Here is an 18481-nt window from a genome sequence, read left to right on the forward strand (position 1 = left end):
CTAGAATAGGAATAAGTGAACAAGTAAAGGAGGCGCTTATGAACCATTTCTTAGAATACCTCAACAGTGACCAACTCGATTCTGAACTCTTTATTGAGAAGGCCCTTTATTCCTTGGCTGCCATCTTGTTGACCTTCTTGCTCATGAAGGGGATCAAATGGCTCTTACCTAAGCTAACGGATAATGAAAACCTGGCCCAGCGAATTAACCGCTTTAGCCGACTCATTGTCTTCTTCTTGGCCTTTATCTTTATCCTCAGCCTCTGGTTCTCCCAGGCCAAGCTCCTGGGGGTCATCATTCTGATTATCCTGGCCTTCCTCACCCTGGCCTCGCGGGATGTGGTGGTGGACCTGGTGGCCTATCTCTATATTATCCTGCGCTCACCTTTAGAAGTGGGCAGTGTGATCGATATTAATGGCGTCTCCGGCGAAGTGGTTGACCTGGATTTTCTCCAGATTAACCTGGCTGAAGTGGGGACCATGACCAAGGCCCGGACCCATACCGGCCGCTACATCTCGGTACCCAACCGCTGGATCTTCGAGCACGCCATCTATAATTACAACCACGACAGCCCCTATGTGGTGGTGGATGTTATGGTGCCTATTGATTACGGCCAAGACTTGGAAAAGGTGAAGAAGATTACGGCCAAGGTGGCCTATGAGAAGTACGAGGGCTTCCTCGAACAGTGCACGGAAGAAGAATTGGCCCTCTTCAAACGCAAGATGGATGGTTTGGAGGCCTCAACCAAGCCCCAGATCCGGATCGAATACGGCAACCGGTCCATGAATGTCTACATCCAATTCTTCACTCCCTACGACAAGATTGCCGTCAACAAGATGATCATGCAAAACGCCCTCTACTTCGACCTCCGCAGTCGCGGTATCCAAGTCACCAGCATGCAAGTGGTCAAATTTGAAGAATAGAGTGCGACAAAAGTCGTTTAGTCCTGGACCACTGGAGCAAAGGGTGATCAATCGTAGCTATACGATTGATTATCCTTTATGAAGTGGACGCCAGGGCTGACTTTTGGAGCAGGTTTTGAATAGAGTGCGAGTAAAGTCGTTCAGTCCTATATTCTTGAAAGAAAAAGAAGCCGCCACCATCTCGTCAGAGACGCGCTGGCTTTTTCTAAAGGGGAAGCTAGGGGGCAGTAACCCACACTCTTAAGCTCTGATTGTGGGGAGTGGTCGTCAATCCCCACTCCTACTTTCTAAGTGTGGGTTGGCGCTTGTCAACCCACACTCCCAGGATCCGAATGTGGCTTAGCAGCTGCTAACCCGCACTCCTAGGCCCGGAGTGTGGCTAGCTGGTCGTCAAGCCACACTCGCCGCCCCCAATTGTGTCTTAGGCCCCGGAAGGTTGACATTATAAGTCCGTATACTTTTTATTCTGCCCTCGGCTCTTGTCGACGGGATATTTGATGGCGTTTTTGGCGAGTTTGCGGGGGATGAGTTCTTCGATGTCGAGGTCCAGGTTGTCCGCCAGCATGAGGGCGTAGATGAGAACATCGGCCAGCTCATCCTTGATCGCCTCGATGTCTTGATTGCCTTCTTCCGCAGTCTTCCATTGGTAAATTTCTAAGAGTTCACTTGCTTCGAGAACCAAGGACAGGGCCAGGTCCTTCTCATTGTGGAACTGCCGCCAGTCCCTCGCATCACGGAAAGCGTTGATTTGTTCAATTAGGGTCATTGGAATCCTCCTTTCTTTCTCCTTATTATAAGACTTCTGCTGGCTTGGTCCAAGCTTGGATGTTTTTACCAGCAATTGCCAAGCCGGTGCCTTTACTGGTAGAATAGGGGTATTCAAGCCTTTTGGATAAGGCCGCGCAGCAATTTGAAGGAGTGGGAGTGTCAAATCATGGATGAATTAATGGAAGAAATTTTAGTTTCTAAGGAAGACTTGCAGGTTCGGATTAAGGAATTGGCGGATGAAATTGCAAAGGACTACCAGGATAAGAATCCGCTCTTGGTCTGTGTCCTCAAGGGGGGCATGCCCTTTATGGCGGACCTGATGAAGGAGATGGATATTCTCCTGGAGATCGATTTTATGGATGTGTCGAGCTATGGGGATGGCTTCGAGTCGAGCGGTGAGGTGAAGATTGTCAAGGACCTCTCCCAGCCAGTCAAGGACCGCCATGTGATCTTTGTGGAGGATATTATTGATACGGGACGGACCCTGACCTATCTTTACCAGGTCTTAGAGAGTCGCCAGGCAGCTTCCATTAAGACTGTCTCCCTCCTGGACAAACCGGCTCGCCGGACCAAGGACTTCCAGGCTGACTGGATTGGTTTTGAGATTCCCGATAAGTTTGTAGTGGGCTATGGCTTGGACTTCAAGGGCCAATTGCGCAATTATCCACAGATTGCGGTTCTCAAAAAAGAAGTTTATAGTTAGAATTCTTAGTGCCAGGTGAACGGCCTGGTACTTTTTTGGCTCTTGGCTCCAGTGAAAGGAAGCTAACCGCGCGCCCTCACACCCTAGTCGGGTTCGCAAAGGCAGAAAGGGAGTGACTTCAGCAAAAGGGAACGACCGGCTGCTAGCCGCTCTTATCCCTTTTGCCTCCAGTCATCCCTTTCTAACCGCCTTTGCTCACACCCTGTTCTAGTCGGGTTCGAGGATGCAGAAAGGGCTCCTCTTCGTAAAAGGCTGCCGAAGCTCTCTGAGCTTCTCTAGCCTTTTACTCCAGAGCTCCCTTTCTCCCACATCCTTTCACACCCTGGTGCTTTTTGTTTGGTAGCGCTATTTTTTTGAATTATAATAAAGGAAAAAAGAAAGGACGTGTGTGCAATGGGTTTATTTGACCAAGCAGGCAATTTAATTGGGATGTTGACGGGTCAGGGCGGCCAGTCCAATGACTCCTTAGCCAAGCAAGCCAATGTTTCTTCAGCGGACTTTGGGAAGATCATGACGCTGGGCTTGCCGATGATTATGAAGGCGATCAACCGCAACAGCCAGGACCAGTCGGGGATTGACTCGCTCAACCAGGCCCTAAACGATCACGACAAGGCCGACCAGTTCGAATCCGTCGATCAGGCAGCCGAGCAGGTGGACCAGGAGGACGGCGACAAGATCCTCAACCATGTCTTCAAGGACCAAAATGAGAAAGAGGGCATCATCGATAAGATCGCCCAGGCCTTGAATATGGATACAGCTTCTGTTAAGCGGACCCTGATTGTCCTAGCGCCCATGGTTCTCATGTACTTGGCCCACCGCCGGAAGTCTAATAATGTAGCTGAGGAAGACCTGGGTCAGGAAGTCGACCAGGCCTCCCGCGAAGTAGAGGGGCAGGCCCGCCAAGAAGGAGGCAGCCTCCTAGAACGGGTCCTCGATGCCGTAACGGTGGATGAGAATCAGACCGAAGATGATAGCCTCTTGGGTAAGGTTATCGACAATGTCACCGTCGATGAAAAGGACCAAGCTGCTAAGAAAGAAGCCAGTCAAGAGGACGACGGCGGTCTCTTGGGCGGTCTGATTGATAAGCTGACCAAGTAAATGCATCGTTCTTTGAAAAAGCAGCCCTGGAAGCTGCTTTTTCTTTATTTTCAGAGGCCAATCTGCCACAATAGGACTAAGCAGACTTTATGGAGAGGGGGAGATGGATGGCAGAGCTGAGTATTGAAGCGATCCCTGTTGAGGAAGCTGGATACTTGTCTGGACTGAGCTGCGAGTGTTACCTAGCGACCTTTGAGGGGACGTGTTCGGATAAGGATATGGCGGCTTACTTAGAGACCGTTTATGCGCCAGAGCGCTTGGCCCAGGAATTATCAGAGGAAGACTCTTACTTCTATTATCTTAAAGAAGGGGACATGGTCTTGGGCTATATCAAAGTCAATCGCGGCGACCAGCAGTCGGAAGAACAACCCCGAGACTGGCTAGAGGTCGAACGCCTCTATATTCGTCCGGGATACCAGGGGAGAGGTCTCGGTTCTCTACTCATGGATTTTGCCCTAGTCAAGGCAGGAGGCTGGGACTGTCCCTATATTTGGCTGGGGGTTTGGGAGTATAATCTAAGGGCCCAGGCCTTCTATAGGAAGTATGGTTTTGAACGTTTTTCCGAGCACGCTTTTGTGATGGGGGAAGAAGTCCAGTGTGACTGGCTCCTCAAACGTCCCCTGGTGCTCGGTCAGGAAAAGGAGGAAGATGACAGATGAAAGTTGGATTTATTGGTTTGGGTGTGATGGGACAGTCCATGGCCCGTCACATCCTCGAAGCAGGCTATGAACTCTTTGTCTATAATCGCACCAAGGCCAAGGCAGATGACCTGGTCTCCTTGGGCGCGCAATGGTGCGCGTCGCCCCAGGCATTAGCCGGCCAGGCAGACCTTGTGTTAAGCATTGTCGGTTATCCTGATGATGTGCGTGAGGTCTATCTCGGCGACCAGGGTCTCTTTGCGGGGGCACGCCAGGGGCAGATTTTTGTCGATATGACCACTTCGACCCCGGCCCTGGCCCAGGAGCTAGCCCAAGTTGGCCAAGACAAGGGCGTCCAAGTTCTGGATGGGCCCGTAACGGGTGGCGATGTCGGGGCGCGCGAGGGTCGTTTGACCTGCCTCTTAGCGGGCGACCAAGCTAGTGCAGATAAAATCCGTCCGGTCTTAGACACTTTCTGTGCCAGCGTCCAGTATTTTGGCCAAGCAGGTGCCGGCCAACACGCCAAGATGGCCAATCAAATCATGATTGCTGCGACCATGTTAGGCGTCATGGAAACCCTGGTCTACGCCAAAGCGGCAGGACTCGATGTCAACCAGGTCATTGACACTCTATCTTCTGGCGCCGCTGGGAACTTCTCCCTGACTTCCTATGGCCCACGGATCGTTAAGGGCGACTACAGCCCAGGTTTCTTTGTCAAACACTTCATTAAAGACCTGGGCATTGCCCTCGCCGAAGCCGACCGCATGAAGATCGATCTCCCCGCCTGCCAAATGGCCTACGACTTCTACCAACGCCTAGCCGACAAAGGCTACCAAGACGCCGGCACCCAGGCCCTGATGAAACTCTGGGATAACAATTATTAAAGGAGGGTGTGAGCAAAGGCGGTTAGAAGCTTACCACTGGAGCACGAACGAAAAAGGGCAAGCTCAGCTTGCACGTTTCGCTCGTGTGAAGTGGAGAAGCTTCTGCTTTTGCGAACCCGATTAGGAAGGGTGTGAGCAGTTGCGCCCAGACTTGAATGACTGGAGCCCAAACGGAAAAGAGCGGCTTTAGCCGATCGTTCCGATTGGGTGAAGTCACTTCAAGTCTGCAACTGCGAACCCGACTACAAGGGTGTGAAGGCTAGCGGTAGAAATAGACCTCTGGAGCCAAAAGCCAGAGAAGACTGAAAGAATTCGGCGGATTTTGGTGAAGAGGAGCTATTTCTGCTAGCCTGAACCCGACTAAGCAGGGTGCGAGACTTGGCGCTTAGGCTTGGATGATTGGAGCAAGTCAGAATAAGAGCGAAGCACTCGCTCGTTTCTGACTTGTGAAATCACTCCAAGCCTGCCAAGTCGAACCCAACTATATAGGGTATGAGAAAGAGATTTAGATTAGGAAAGCCTAGTGTCTTATAGAATTAACAAATCTATTATTATGCTGAGAGGTTGAGCTTTTGTCTCAACCTTTTTATGCGATAAATTTACGGCTCTCTTTACTAAGGCTCTCCAATTTTCAAACGAAGGTCTAGTTAGCAAGTAGCCGCTCTCCAACTTTCAAATGAGAGACTCCTTAGCAAGTAGCCACTTCTAAAATCTATGACCAAGCAAGTTTAAAAGAAAGCTTTGAAATTCTGCTTCTAATCTTTTTTTATAACCATTCTACATTTCCCAGAATAATTTAATTTTTTAATAGAATTTATTCAGCAATGCATCTATGAGCAGGAGTGGAGCGTTGAAGTTGGTCCTTAACCACGTCTAAGCAAGCAAAGCGAATTACGGCTAGTAGGCTATTTTTTAGCCCTACTAGCCGTTTGAGTCTTGCTAGGCGAGAGACCACTAGGACTCGAGCCGGTGCTGCTATAGCCGTTGGAGCGTAAGCGACTTACGGATATAGTACAAAACGGTGCTAGCCGTTCTTGATCCTCTATAATTCAAGGACCAAATTCAAAAGCGTAACGGATGCTCATCAGCACAGCTTTAAAAGCTTTACAACCCAAAGATTAAAATCATTTCAAAAAAAACTTAATTTTTCCGGCAAAATAGTTTGACAATTCGATCAGATTAGATTAAGATTAAAACATGCATTAAGAAATCACAGAAAGGGAGTAAGAACAATGGACTTTATGACTTCGCAAACTAACATGCCAATGACCAGCAACTATCCTTGTTGTAACGATTTCCGTCATCTTGCTCTCTTATTATTATGCTAGCAGGCGCATATGTGGTTCTTAAACTAACATCTGCGTCCTATTTGCGTACACAAAGGGGAGCAGGTGGTAGGCACCTTGTTCCGTAACAAGGTGCCTTTTCTTTTGAAGTGATGAATTCCAAAAATGTGGAAAGGAAGAGACGAATGAAACAGATTGATTTTTTTGATACAACCCTCCGTGATGGGGAACAGACGCCAGGCGTTAACTTCAATACCCAAGAAAAAGTTCGTATCGCTAAACAATTAGAAGAGTGGGGCATTGATGCCATTGAAGCCGGCTTCCCCATCTCAAGTCCTGGTGACTTCGAAGCCGTGAAAGCTATTGCAGATAGCCTAGAGTCAACGACGACAGTTGGTCTGGCCCGCTGCCGTGAGAAGGATATCGATGCGGTTCGTGATGCCTTAGTGAATGCGAAGTCACCTTCCATCCACGTCTTCCTTGCTACTAGCCCTATCCACCGCGAATTTAAATTAAAGATGACCAAGGAAGAGGTCCTCGAAAATATTGACCACCATGTCCGCTATGCCAAACAATACTTCGAAAGTGTTCAATTCTCACCGGAAGATGCGACGCGGACTGAGCTCGACTTCCTCGCCGAAGCCGTCAATACAGCCATTGACGCCGGGGCCACCATTATTAATATTCCGGACACTACCGGCTACACCAACCCTAAGGAAATGGCTCAGATCTTCCAACACCTTCAAAAAGAATGTCCAAAATTCGATGAGGTCATGTTCTCCTGCCACTGCCACAATGACTTGGGCATGGCAACAGCCAATGCCTTAGCTGCCATTGAGAACGGGGCCACCCGGGTGGAAGGAACCATCAACGGGATCGGTGAACGGGCTGGGAACACGGCCTTGGAAGAAGTGGCTACGGCTTTGAGAATCCGGGAAGACCACTACCAATGCACCAGCCATATCAACCTGGAGCAGACCAAGCGCTTGTCTGACCTGGTCTCCCACTTGTCCGGGATGCCTGTTCCACGGAACAAACCGATCATCGGGGACAATGCCTTCGCCCATGAGTCCGGCATCCACCAAGATGGCGTCCTTAAGAATGCCTCAACGTATGAAATTATTACGCCCCAAATGGTGGGGGTTCAGACCAATGCCTTGCCACTGGGTAAACTCTCCGGCCGCCATGCCTTCAGCAAGCGCCTAGAAGATTTGGGCTTCGACTTATCCGAAGAAGACATCAAGTCTGCCTTTGCTAAGTTCAAGGTCCTAGCTGATAAGAAGAAGCAGGTATCAAATGAAGATATTCGTTATCTCGTGCTCGGCCACGAAGACGAACAAGCGGCCGACTACAAACTGGTTAGCCTCCAATTAATGACCGGGACCAATGGCATTCCATCGACTGTGATCCAAATCAAGGAAAACAAGGAAGATGCCGAAGTGGTAACTGGACAAGGCATGGGCAAGGGCCCGATCGAAGCCATTTTCAATACGGTGGATGACATCATGCAGGCCAATTCCCACTTGACCGACTACCGCTTAGAAGCCCTGACCGGTGGGATCGATGCCCAAGCTGAAGTCCACGTGGCTGTTGCCAATGAAGACGGGACCCAGTATAACGGGAGTGGGATCGACTACGATGTGGTTACCGCTTCGGCTATGGCCTATGTCCAAGCCTGCGGTAAACTGAAAGCTGACCAAGACACAAAGGAGGCCTAGCCGATGACTGATACCAAGAAGATTGTTGTCCTAGCTGGGGATGGCATCGGTGAAGAGATCATGGCCAGCGCTTTGGCGGTTCTCGATGCGGTGGCCGACCGCTACGGCTATCACTTTGACTTAGATCCTCAGCCCTTTGGTGGGGCTGGGATCGACGCTTGCGGCCATCCCTATCCAAAGACCACCCAAGAAGCCCTCCACCAAGCTGATGCCATTCTTTTAGGCGCAATTGGTGCACCCCAGTATGAGCACTGCGAGGTTACCCCTGAAGCTGGACTCTTAGCCATGCGCAAGGACTTGGGTCTCTTCGCCAACTACCGGCCAGTCAAGGTGGGGGCTTCTTTAGCCGACCTCTCGCCATTAAAGGCTGACCGAGTAATTGGGACAGACTTTGTCGTGGTTAGAGAATTAACGGGTGGGGCCTATTTCGGCGACAAGGTGGAAGGCACGGACTATGCCTCTGACCTCATGCCTTACCGCCGGGAGGAAGTGGAGCGGATCGCCCGCAAAGCCTTCGAATTGGCCCAGAGCCGGCGCGGGAAATTAACCAGCGTTGACAAGGCTAATGTCTTAGCCTCTAGCCGCTTGTGGCGCCATACGGTTGAAGCCATCAAGGCGGACTATCCGGATGTTGAGGTCAACCACCTCTACGTCGACGCAGCATCGATGAAGATTGTGACCCAACCCCAGGACTTCGATGTGGTCTTAACCGAGAACCTTTTTGGTGATATCTTATCCGACGAAGCTTCTGTTCTTTCTGGCTCTCTAGGCATGCAGGCCTCGGCTAGCCACGGCACAGTGGGGCCTTCGCTCTATGAACCTATCCACGGCTCAGCACCTGATATTGCCGGGCAAAATATTGCCAACCCCATGTCCATGATCCTCAGTGTCACTATGATGCTCAGACAGAGCTTTGCTTTCAATGAGGCAGCGGACTTTGTGGAAGCTTCAGCAGAAGAATTAATGGCCAAAGGAATAAAAACCAAGGATTTAGGGGGTGAAGCCAGTACGACAGCCTTTACCCAAGCCTTGTTAGACTTGATGAAAGGAGCCAAATAAAAAAATGGGAAAAACACTCTTTGATAAAGTTTGGGACCGCCACGTCCTAGCCGGCGAAGAAGGCGGGTCCCAACTCCTCTATGTGGACCTGCATATGATCCACGAGGTGACCACGCCTCAAGGTTTTGAATCCTTGCGCGAACAAGGACGGCCAGTCCGACGCCCAGACCGGACCATTGCGACGATTGATCACAATGTACCAACCAAGGATGTTTTTAATATACAAGATGAAATCAGCCGTCAACAGATTGATGCCCTGCGCAAGAACTGTGAGGACTTCGGCATTGAGCTGAACGATATCGGTTCGGACGGCCAGGGGATTGTTCATATGATTGGACCGGAACTCGGTGCTAGTCAACCGGGACGGACCATTGTCTGTGGGGACTCCCATACAGCGACCCATGGTGCTTTCGGTGCTATAGCCTTTGGGATTGGTTCATCAGAAGTGGAACACGTTCTCGCTACCCAGAGCATCTGGCAGACCAAACCTAAGAAATTGGGGGTTGAAATCACCGGCAAGCTGCCCCACGGAACCTATGCCAAGGATATTATTTTGAAATTAATTGCTAGTTATGGCTCAGGCTTTGGGACCGGTTATGCGGTAGAATACTTCGGTGAAACTATTGAAAATCTAACCATGGAAGCCCGGATGACGATTTGCAATATGAGCATTGAATTCGGGGCTAAGATGGGCATGATGGCGCCTGACCAAACGACTTTTGACTGGTTAGAAGGCCGCCCCTATGCGCCAGAAAATATGGTAGCGGCTATTGCGGACTGGAAAGAGCTGAAGACGGACCCTGATGCCCAGTATGACGCCTATATTGCCTTGGATGTATCAGACCTCAAGCCTTATGTGACCTGGGGAACCAACCCTGAGATGGGGGTAGCTATCGATGAACCCTATCCAGAAATTAACGGCAATTCGGACTACGAACGGGCCTATGCCTACATGGATGAGAAACCTGGCATGTACCACCAAGATGTTCCGCTCCAGCATATCTTCATTGGCTCCTGTACCAATTCCCGGCTCGCCGATCTGGTTGAAGCCGCCAAGTATCTCAAGGGGCATAAGGTTGCCGATCATATTTCAGGTATTGTGGTGCCTGGGTCCAAACGGGTCAAGCAGGCAGCAGAGCGACTCGGCATTGACCAGATCTTTAGGGAGGCGGGCTTGGAATGGCGGGAACCTGGTTGTTCGGCTTGCCTAGGGATGAATCCCGACGGCTATCCAGCCTACGAGCATGTCTTGTCGACCTCTAACCGAAACTATGAGCATCGGATGGGCCAACATGCTCGAACCCACCTGGCCAGTCCAGCAACTGTCGCAGCCTCAGCTGTTGCTGGCAAGATTGTTGACGTCCGTCAAATTGAACCCGCAGAAATCGAGGTGCCCGATGGAGCCTATTAGACAGCACACCGGCCGTATCGTGCCGATGATGAATGATAATATTGATACCGACCAGATCATGCCCAAAGCCTTTATCAAGCGGATCTCCAAGTTCGGTTATGAAGACTTCATCTTCTTTGAGCAACGTTACCTGGACAAGGAGATGACAGATAACCCTGACTTTATCCTCAACCAAGAGGAATATAAAGGAGCCAGTATCCTAGTAGCTGGCGATAACTTTGGCTGTGGGTCCTCGCGTGAGCACGCGGTTTGGGGACTCAGCCAATACGGCTTCAAGGTAGTCATTGCAGGAAGCTTCTCGGATATCTTCTATATGAACTGTACCAAGAACTCGCTCCTGCCGGTTGCCATTGAAGACGAGGCCTACCGTCAAGACCTGGCTGATCTCGGCTCTGAAACAGAGATTGAAGTCGATCTTGAAGCGCAAGTTATCCACTCACCATTGGGGGACAAGCATTTTGACATCGATGATCAGATCAAGAACAAGTTCCTCCAAGGTCTGGACGATATTACGGAAACTTTGAAACATGAAGATGCTATCGCCGCTTATGAAGTAGCGAATGACCATAAATACGACGCTTAAATAATAGAAAGAAGGATTACTATGACAGAGACAAAGAAAGTACATTGGGATGGCCAAACAAACCAGGAAGCCGTTGATATTCTTTTAGGCCAAGGTGGGATGATTGTTTCCCCAACCAAGGTGGGCTACATTATCGGGACTAGCGACAAGGAAGGCTTGGAACGTAAATTCGCGGTGAAACACCGTAAACGGAACAAACCAGGCGTTACCCTCTGCGGTTCTATGGAACAATTGAAGAGCCTAGCTAAGATGACCCCTGAAATCGAAGCCTTCTACCAACAATGCTGGGACGAAGACATCTTGATGGGCTGTATCCTCCCTTGGCAAGAAGAGGCTAAGGCTAAATACATGCCAGGAGACGGATCTGAAGAATTAGCGACGGACGTTCGTGGTACCAGCTGCTTCGTTATTCGCTTCGGGGTACCAGGGGAACAAATCGCCCATGAACTTTGGGAACGCGAAGGCCGCCTGATGTTCGCTTCCTCTGCCAATCCTTCAGGTAAAGGGAACCGCGGCGTCGTTGAAGGCATCGGGGAAGAAATCGAACAGGAAGCCGACCTGATCATCGAAGCCGATGACTATGTAGCCTCCATCCAACCCAACAAGGACGAAAACACCCGCTACGAACAAGGGGTCATGGTCTCCTTCGTTGAAGACGAATCCGGCGAACTGGTGCCTGAACAACACGGCGAACGTGACGTCACCCCAGCCCCAATCTTGATCCGTAAAGGCGTCTACAACGACCGCATCCTCCAAATCCTAGCCGACCACTTTAACAGCTGGGACTACCGCCACGGACATTATTATTAAAAAAGGGTGTGAGGGCGCGCGGGTAGTTTCCTTTCACTGGAGCAAGTCACCAGAGCAGTCTGAAAGACTGCGGCGGAGACTTGTGAAGTGACAAGGAAGCTGCGCGACCGAACCCGACTAGATAGGGTGTGAGAGGATGCGGGAGAAAGGGAGCTCTGGAGTAAAATGCCAGAGAAGGCTGTAAGCCTTCGACGGCATTTTACGAAGAGGAGCCCTTTCTGCATCCTCGAACCCGACTAGACAGGGTGTGAGGGCGCGCGGGGCGTTTCGAACAAGAAATTAACACACAAACCGGTTCTTTGAGTGTGGATTGACGCTGTCCAACATTCAAACAGAGGCTTCAAGTGTGGGTTGACGCTGTCCAACATTCAAACAGAGGCTTCAAGTGTGGGTTGATAGCAATCAGCACACAAACAGGGGCTTCAAGTGTGGATTGATAGCAGCCAGCCCACAAACAGAGGCTTCAAGTGTGGGTTGATAGCAAGCAACACACAAACAGGCCCTCCGAGTGTGGATTGCTCGACCAATCCGACTAGGGGATGAGAGCGGGCACTTACCTCCCTCAATCATAGATGAATAAATTAGCCAGGCAGCGTTTAGCCTGGCTATTTTTTTATTTTTGAAAATGAAATCAATTTTTTAGAGATTTTCTAATATATAGAGGTGCTCTTGGAAGGTGTATGTTTGTCTAGTTTCGAATAGGGGAGCCATTCGCTATCCTCCTTTCCCCAGCAGAGGGAAGCCTTGCAAAAGCTGATGTCTCTCAACATTTCCCTAGCCCTCCGCTCAGGGAAATGTTATAATGAAAACGCTAACATATTTAAGAGGAGTGATGGGATGAAAACGATGGCATTATTAATTAACCCGATTGCCGGTATGGGTGGTCGGGCTGGCTTGAAGGGGACGGATGGGGCCGATATCTTGCAGCGGGCCCTAGACTTGGGCGCCCAACCGGAAGCGGAGGTCAAAGCAGGCAAGGCGCTAGACCAATTGGCAGCTGTTGATGTCCCGGTAAAAATTCTGGTGGCGGCTGGTGCCATGGGTGAAAATGCGGCCAAGGCAGCAGGTCTCGACTATGAGGTCATCTATGAACCGAGCGGAAAGACAGCCTTGGAGACTCAAAAGTCCGATACGGAAGCCTTCCTGGATGCCGCCAAAGCTGCTCAGCCAGATCTCCTTGTCTTTGTGGGGGGTGACGGGACAGCCCGGGATGTCTGCCGGAAGATTGGCTTGGACATTCCAGCACTTGGCGTTCCAGCCGGGGTTAAGATCTACTCCGCTGTCTATGCTAATTCCCCTGAGTCTGCTGGCCGCTTACTGGCGGAATGGGCCCAGGACAGCCCCATGGACTACCATGAAACCGAGGTCTTGGACCTGGACGAAGCGGGTTTCCGCCAAGATGAGGTCGATATTCAAGTATTCGGCTACCTCCGCGTGCCCCAGCACAGTCAATTTATGCAGAACCTGAAGTCGGCCAGTCCCCAGTCGGACGAGGCGGCCCAGGAATCCATCGCCTTGGATGTCTTGGACCATATGGATGACGACGCTATCTACTTGATTGGCTCAGGGACTTCCACCCGGCATATCATGAACGAATTAGGTCTAGATGTGACGGTTCTCGGGGTAGATATCATCAAGAACCGCCAGCTTCTCGTTAAGGATGCCAATGAGCAGGAGATTTTGGATGCCATTGAAGGGGAAGAAGATGTCCGCCTAATCGTGACGCCCATGGGTGGCCAGGGCTACATCCTCGGTCGGGGCAACCAGCAGCTCTCCAAGCGGGTCCTCGCCCACATCGACAAGGACAAGTTAAGCATTGTCGCCACCCCAAGTAAGATCATGACCATCGGCACCAACCCCTTCCTCATCTACACCATGGACGACGCCATCGATGAGAAGTTCACCGGCTACTACAAGGTCACCACCGGCTATGGCCAGTACTCCATGCACAAGGTCGAAGCCATGAAGTAAAAAAGACCAGTAAAAAGCCCCAGTTTTCTCCTTGGCTTGGCAAGCTTGCTTGTCGGCCTAAGGAGGGCAGGGGCTTTTTGATTTGGAATGATTTGTGGCTCAAGCGAGTAAAAATAGAATCAGCCCACCGCAAGCTCCAGAGTCTTCTCAAAGTTGAAAAATTTGTGTTAGGATAAGCAGAGAATGATGAAATCCCAAGCGCTTGTTAAGGAGGACTTGCAATGAAGCCAAGAGAATTACTCGATACTTTATCAGTGGCTGCCAAGTTAAAGGACACGACCCGACACTGTTACACAGAGGAGGGTCGGCATGAGAGTGTAGCTGAGCACTCCTGGATGATGACCCTGATGGCTTTTCTTTTGATGGAGGAATTTCCGGAAGCGGACATGAACAAGGTGATTCAGATGTGCATCATCCATGACCTGGGCGAGTGCTTCACGGGAGATATTCCGACCTTTGACAAGGGCGAAGCGGACGAGGTCAGGGAGCAGGACTTGCTGAAGAATTGGGTGAATTCGCTTCCTGATGACACCGCACAAAAAATGACGGAACTTTACCGTGAGATGGAAGAGCGCACGACCCTTGAAGCCAAGATCTATAAGGCCATCGATAGCCAGGAAGCCCTGATCCAGCATAACCTTTCTGACTTAGACACCTGGACTGACCTTGAGAAGTCCTTCAACCTGACCTATGCCGACGACAAGGTCCAGTTCTCTAACTACATGACCCAGCTCCGCGAAGAAATCCGCAAAGATACCCAGGCTAAGTTAGCGGATGAGGAAATAATGAGTTAGGTAAAAAAATGTCTAATATAAGATAGATATAGACAATATCGTTTGAAAGCGCTTATAACCTGTGTTAAGTTTAAGGTGTAAAGTGTAACTTTGGAACCGAAAGGAGAAGAATATGTTTAAAAAGAAACTTTCTGTGATTACATCTATTCTGGCCATAAGTTTACCAATTTTTATAAACGTGCCTGTAAGTGTTAGGGCTATTGAACAAAATGAACAAGTTGGATTACAACAAGAGTCTAATCAAAAATATTCCATATCTGACCATATAACAAATGAAGATAAAAAATTTATGGAGAAATATTCAGCTACTTATTCCCAGTTTGAATTAGATAGCGAAGGAAAATTATTACTTGGTTTAACTGATGATCAACTAATTAATGATTATAATTTTTCTAATTCTGAAGTGGAAAAAATTCATGAAATAATAAACTATCAACACACTAATGTAGATAATGCAAAGAATATGACATCTAATGGAGATACTAGTATTGTTACACCTTATTTACATGTCTCAGATTGGAAAGTATATTTTACATATGATGATTTAGTAATGTATGTATCTTCAGCTGCACAAATTGGACCACAAGCTATTGTAGCAGCGTTAGCTGGACTAGGTAGTGTTGTAGCAACACCCGGTGTAGGGACAGTAATAGGCACAGCTATTGGTCTTTTTAGTGCAGGAACTATTGCTTATCAAGTCACGCAAGCCTTAGCTAACCAACAAGGCTGGTATATTGGAGTAACTTGGAATGGTGCATTTCCTAATCCAGATTCGGGAACTTGGTAGTAACTTAGGGGGCAAGCCTAATGACTAGAGAAATTCTAAAATCATTTTTACTCACTCTGTTGCATGCAAGTTTCATATTTCTGCTTTGTGCAGTAATTGAAAAGTTTTTTTCTATTGATATACCGTATATAGTCCAACTTATTTTTGTTAGTCTATATGTGTTTTGGCTATTCAAGCGAAGTCGTCTAGACCGGTCAAGTGAATAATCAATCATTAAAAGGTGTTGGTCCATCTTCAATGAAGACAGGCTAGTACTTTTTCGAGTGGATGGTCTAATAGTTTTCAAAGTCCCTGAATATGCTCCCCCCTAAAAGTTGAACCTAGACTCTAACTTTTAGGGGGCACTACAGAATGGCTAATATAAGCTAGATATAGACAATATCGCTTGAAAACGCTTGTAATTCTTGTTACTTTAAACATGTAGCTAGCCCCCTTGGACAAGAAAGGAGCACTATATGTATAAAAAGAAGTTTTTAGCTTCAACTGCCGTCGCCCTTTTACTTTCACCCATTGCCCTAAGCTCTGGCTCTAATATTGTACAAGCTTCTCAAGTTGAAGAGGAAACTGTACAAAGGCAGGAGCAAACTATAGTGACTTTTACGAACCAAGACATTGTTAATTCTGCTCAAGAAGCCTATCAATCTGGTCAGATTGATAAAGAAACTTATGATTATGTTTATGCGACTTTGAATCCTACTTCAAGAGCAACCACACGCGGAGAGAATAAGATTGTTGATTTAGGAAATGGCCAGTTTGATGTCTATATGAATAGCTTAGTTGTTAATACTCTAGTCGGTACGGGAGTAGCAGCAGCTGGTGCTATACTTGCACCAATAATTGGACCGGCACTAGTAAGTGTTGGAATTAGTGCAACAGCTCAAACTTTCGTAGGAACTATTTTAACTTTTACTTTAGGTAGCATGACGGAGGATGTATTAAGTAATGGAGCCATCGTGCGCGCTCAATATATTGAAGGAGCCCCTGCTGAATTTGGGCCATTGGTAAGCCCAATCAGCATTCGTTCACAGTAAGAAAGGACTGATCGCATGGATAATTGGGGTGGTAAACTCGCCTTTTTCCTTTCGGCTTCATTAACTTTCGCTCTTATTGAGTGGATCAAGAAGAAATATCTGTACGAAGATAAGGACCAAGACAAGAGATCAGATAATGAGAAAAAAGAAGATCAATAAAAAATACAAATAGACTAAGTTAGGGGATTAAGAAATGATAGCTGATATAAGCTGGATATAGACAATATCACTTGCAAGCGTCTATTATTCTTGTTAACTTTGACATGTAGATATGCCGCGATATCAGGCTAAGGGAGGCCTTTTCATGCTAAATAAAATCCACCAATTCTTTTACAAACTACCTGACCTTGTAAAGTTCTTTTACCTTACAGTTTTAACTGCTGCTACATTAGATTATTTATTCGAAAGGGGCTTAACCGTCTTTAAAGTTATTGTTATTCTGGTAGTGACTATCTTTAATTGTCTGATCATATTTAAGCCAAAAGAAAAATAATTCGCTTGCCCAATAGCTAGTAGTTAATACAGCACTAAGTATAGAAGACAGGGGCTTTCATGTTTAAATAAAGCCATTATAAATTTTATAGCCTATACTTTTCAAAATTTGGGATTCTTTTATTATCAGTATTGATAACCAGTAATTAAAAAAGCTTATACTAGTTGCTTTTTGAGCAGGAGTGGAGCGTTGAAGTTGGCCCTTAGCCATGAAAAGCAAGCGATGTGAATTACGGCTAGTAGGCCCTTTTTGGGGCCGTACTAGCCGTTTGAAGCTCGCTAGGTGAGGGACCTTGGCCCGAACCGATGCCATGGCTCTTTAAGGGGCAAATTCAAAAGCGAAACGGATGCTCACCAGTACAATTTGTTAAAGTAATAGGCTTTGTTCTGATCATGTTACTGTTTTTAAAGCAAAAGAAAAAGTTGAGATCCTAGCTCAAGCTAGTTTCTCAACTTTTTTCTCATCTTCTAATACCTTTCAAAAGCTTCTCGGATGGCTTGGGGGTCCTGGGTCTGGGTCAAGATCAGCGTCAACAAGATCTTGGCCTTGCTTGGAGGGAGGCTGCCGGAGGGGATGAAGGGCATACCCCCGTCGACGCTTGCTTCGTAGAGGGTCAGGCCGTTCGCTACCCGGGAGCTGCGGACGATAGGGGGGAGCTGATCTTCATGGGACTTGATGTAGTCGCACCAGTCCTGGCTGATATTGCCGGTGCCTACGCCGGCAAGGACAATCCCGTCCGAGTGGTTCTTGAAGAAGTCTAGGATATCGGTTGAAGCGCCCACATGGTAGTAGGCGATGTCCACTCGGGGCAGCTGGCCCACTTCGCTTAAGTCGATCTGGGGACTGGGCTTCGTAGGGCCTTGGAGGAAGTAGGCCTGGTCTTCGCGCAGGTAACCCAGGCAGCCCAGGTCCCGGCTGTCGAAGGCTTGGGGGCGGAAGTTGCTGGTCTTTTGGACTTCGCGACCAGAGTAGATACCGTCGGAGAAGGCGACCAGGGCCCCCATGCCCACTGCCTGGTCGCTGGCAGCCAGGCAGATGGCCTGGTAGAGATTCATGGGTCCGTCCGCGCTGGCAGCTGTGGCGGGGCGCATGGCTCCAGTTAGGACAATCGGCTTGTCTGAAGGCGCGGTGAGATGAAGGAAGTAGGCTGTTTCCTCTAAGGTATCGGTTCCGTGGCTGATGACGATCCCATCGATGCTTTCATCGGCCAGGACCTCTTGGACGCGCTGGCCCAATTGGAGGAGTTGGGCATTGGACAAGGACTCGCTGGCTACCGAAAAAATCTGCTCATAGGTCAGATCGGCAATTCCATCCAGGGAAGGGAGGCCCTCCAGCAATTGGCTGGCATCGAAGGCCCCTGCCTGGTAGGATGTGGTCTTGCCGGCTGCACCGGCTGCTGAGATGGTGCCACCGGTGCCGATGACATGAATTCGTTTTGTCATAATAAGCTCCTTTCTGGGGTCTTTTTTCCTTAATTAAAGGCTACAGCGGTGGAAAAGTCAATAGCCGTCAGCTGAACTCACA

17 protein-coding genes are annotated in these 18481 nt (G+C 48.8%); 15 read left to right on the plus strand and 2 right to left on the minus strand.

Annotated elements, in window-relative coordinates:
* Nucleotides 1-38: 38 nt before the first annotated feature.
* Complete coding sequence (locus tag QP339_RS02115; RefSeq protein ID WP_070617629.1) at nt 39-923, plus strand: mechanosensitive ion channel family protein; 885 nt, start codon at nt 39-41, stop codon at nt 921-923.
* Nucleotides 924-1365: 442 nt separating this feature from the next.
* Here QP339_RS02115 and QP339_RS02120 read toward each other — a convergent pair whose 3' ends face one another.
* Nucleotides 1366-1689, minus strand: a complete 324-nt coding sequence (locus QP339_RS02120; protein ID WP_284910218.1) for a nucleotide pyrophosphohydrolase — start codon at nt 1687-1689, stop codon at nt 1366-1368.
* Nucleotides 1690-1857: 168 nt separating this feature from the next.
* On the opposite strand from QP339_RS02120, the gene hpt reads away from it, so the two are divergent.
* From hpt to QP339_RS02190, 14 genes are all read left to right on the plus strand, one after another.
* On the plus strand, nt 1858-2394 hold the full coding sequence (hpt, locus tag QP339_RS02125) for a hypoxanthine phosphoribosyltransferase (RefSeq protein WP_141744578.1): 537 nt from the start codon (nt 1858-1860) through the stop codon (nt 2392-2394).
* 393 nt (nt 2395-2787) lie between these two features.
* Nucleotides 2788-3492, plus strand: a complete 705-nt coding sequence (locus tag QP339_RS02130; RefSeq protein ID WP_284910219.1) for a DUF937 domain-containing protein — start codon at nt 2788-2790, stop codon at nt 3490-3492.
* Nucleotides 3493-3599: 107 nt separating this feature from the next.
* On the plus strand, nt 3600-4151 hold the full coding sequence (locus QP339_RS02135; RefSeq protein ID WP_284910220.1) for a GNAT family N-acetyltransferase: 552 nt from the start codon (nt 3600-3602) through the stop codon (nt 4149-4151).
* Entirely contained in the window at nt 4148-5014 is an 867-nt protein-coding gene (locus QP339_RS02140; RefSeq protein ID WP_284910221.1) for an NAD(P)-dependent oxidoreductase, read from the plus strand. The genes QP339_RS02135 and QP339_RS02140 overlap by 4 nt, the downstream gene beginning before the upstream one ends.
* 1471 nt (nt 5015-6485) lie before the next feature.
* Nucleotides 6486-8018 (plus strand): 2-isopropylmalate synthase, encoded by a 1533-nt coding sequence (locus QP339_RS02145; protein ID WP_284910222.1) that lies wholly within the window; start codon nt 6486-6488, stop codon nt 8016-8018.
* Between the two features lie 3 nt (nt 8019-8021).
* A complete protein-coding gene (gene leuB / locus QP339_RS02150; RefSeq protein ID WP_284910223.1) occupies nt 8022-9077 on the plus strand; it encodes a 3-isopropylmalate dehydrogenase in 1056 nt (351 codons plus the stop codon).
* A 4-nt stretch (nt 9078-9081) separates the two neighbouring features.
* Nucleotides 9082-10488 carry a 3-isopropylmalate dehydratase large subunit gene (gene leuC / locus QP339_RS02155; protein ID WP_284910224.1) on the plus strand — a complete coding sequence of 469 codons (1407 nt, stop codon included), beginning with the start codon at nt 9082-9084 and terminating at the stop codon, nt 10486-10488.
* Complete coding sequence (gene leuD / locus QP339_RS02160) at nt 10475-11071, plus strand: 3-isopropylmalate dehydratase small subunit (protein ID WP_284910225.1); 597 nt, start codon at nt 10475-10477, stop codon at nt 11069-11071. The genes leuC and leuD overlap by 14 nt, the downstream gene beginning before the upstream one ends.
* 21 nt (nt 11072-11092) lie before the next feature.
* A complete protein-coding gene (locus tag QP339_RS02165) occupies nt 11093-11881 on the plus strand; it encodes an L-threonylcarbamoyladenylate synthase (RefSeq protein ID WP_141744579.1) in 789 nt (262 codons plus the stop codon).
* Between the two features lie 837 nt (nt 11882-12718).
* Complete coding sequence (locus QP339_RS02170) at nt 12719-13852, plus strand: ATP-NAD kinase family protein (RefSeq protein WP_284910226.1); 1134 nt, start codon at nt 12719-12721, stop codon at nt 13850-13852.
* A 221-nt stretch (nt 13853-14073) separates the two neighbouring features.
* Nucleotides 14074-14646 (plus strand): HD domain-containing protein, encoded by a 573-nt coding sequence (locus QP339_RS02175; RefSeq protein ID WP_284910227.1) that lies wholly within the window; start codon nt 14074-14076, stop codon nt 14644-14646.
* A gap of 112 nt (nt 14647-14758) precedes the next feature.
* The gene (locus tag QP339_RS02180; RefSeq protein WP_284910228.1) at nt 14759-15433 is read left to right on the plus strand and encodes a hypothetical protein; all 675 of its coding nucleotides are present in this window, start codon (nt 14759-14761) and stop codon (nt 15431-15433) included.
* Between the two features lie 455 nt (nt 15434-15888).
* A complete protein-coding gene (locus tag QP339_RS02185; protein ID WP_284910229.1) occupies nt 15889-16464 on the plus strand; it encodes a hypothetical protein in 576 nt (191 codons plus the stop codon).
* Nucleotides 16465-16479: 15 nt separating this feature from the next.
* Nucleotides 16480-16623 (plus strand): hypothetical protein, encoded by a 144-nt coding sequence (locus QP339_RS02190; RefSeq protein WP_284910230.1) that lies wholly within the window; start codon nt 16480-16482, stop codon nt 16621-16623.
* Nucleotides 16624-17424: 801 nt separating this feature from the next.
* Here QP339_RS02190 and QP339_RS02195 read toward each other — a convergent pair.
* On the minus strand, nt 17425-18399 hold the full coding sequence (locus QP339_RS02195; RefSeq protein ID WP_284910231.1) for an asparaginase: 975 nt from the start codon (nt 18397-18399) through the stop codon (nt 17425-17427).
* Nucleotides 18400-18481: the final 82 nt, after the last annotated feature.

The organism is Aerococcus sp. UMB7834 (assembly GCF_030215145.1).
Classification (GTDB): Bacteria; Bacillota; Bacilli; order Lactobacillales; family Aerococcaceae; genus Aerococcus.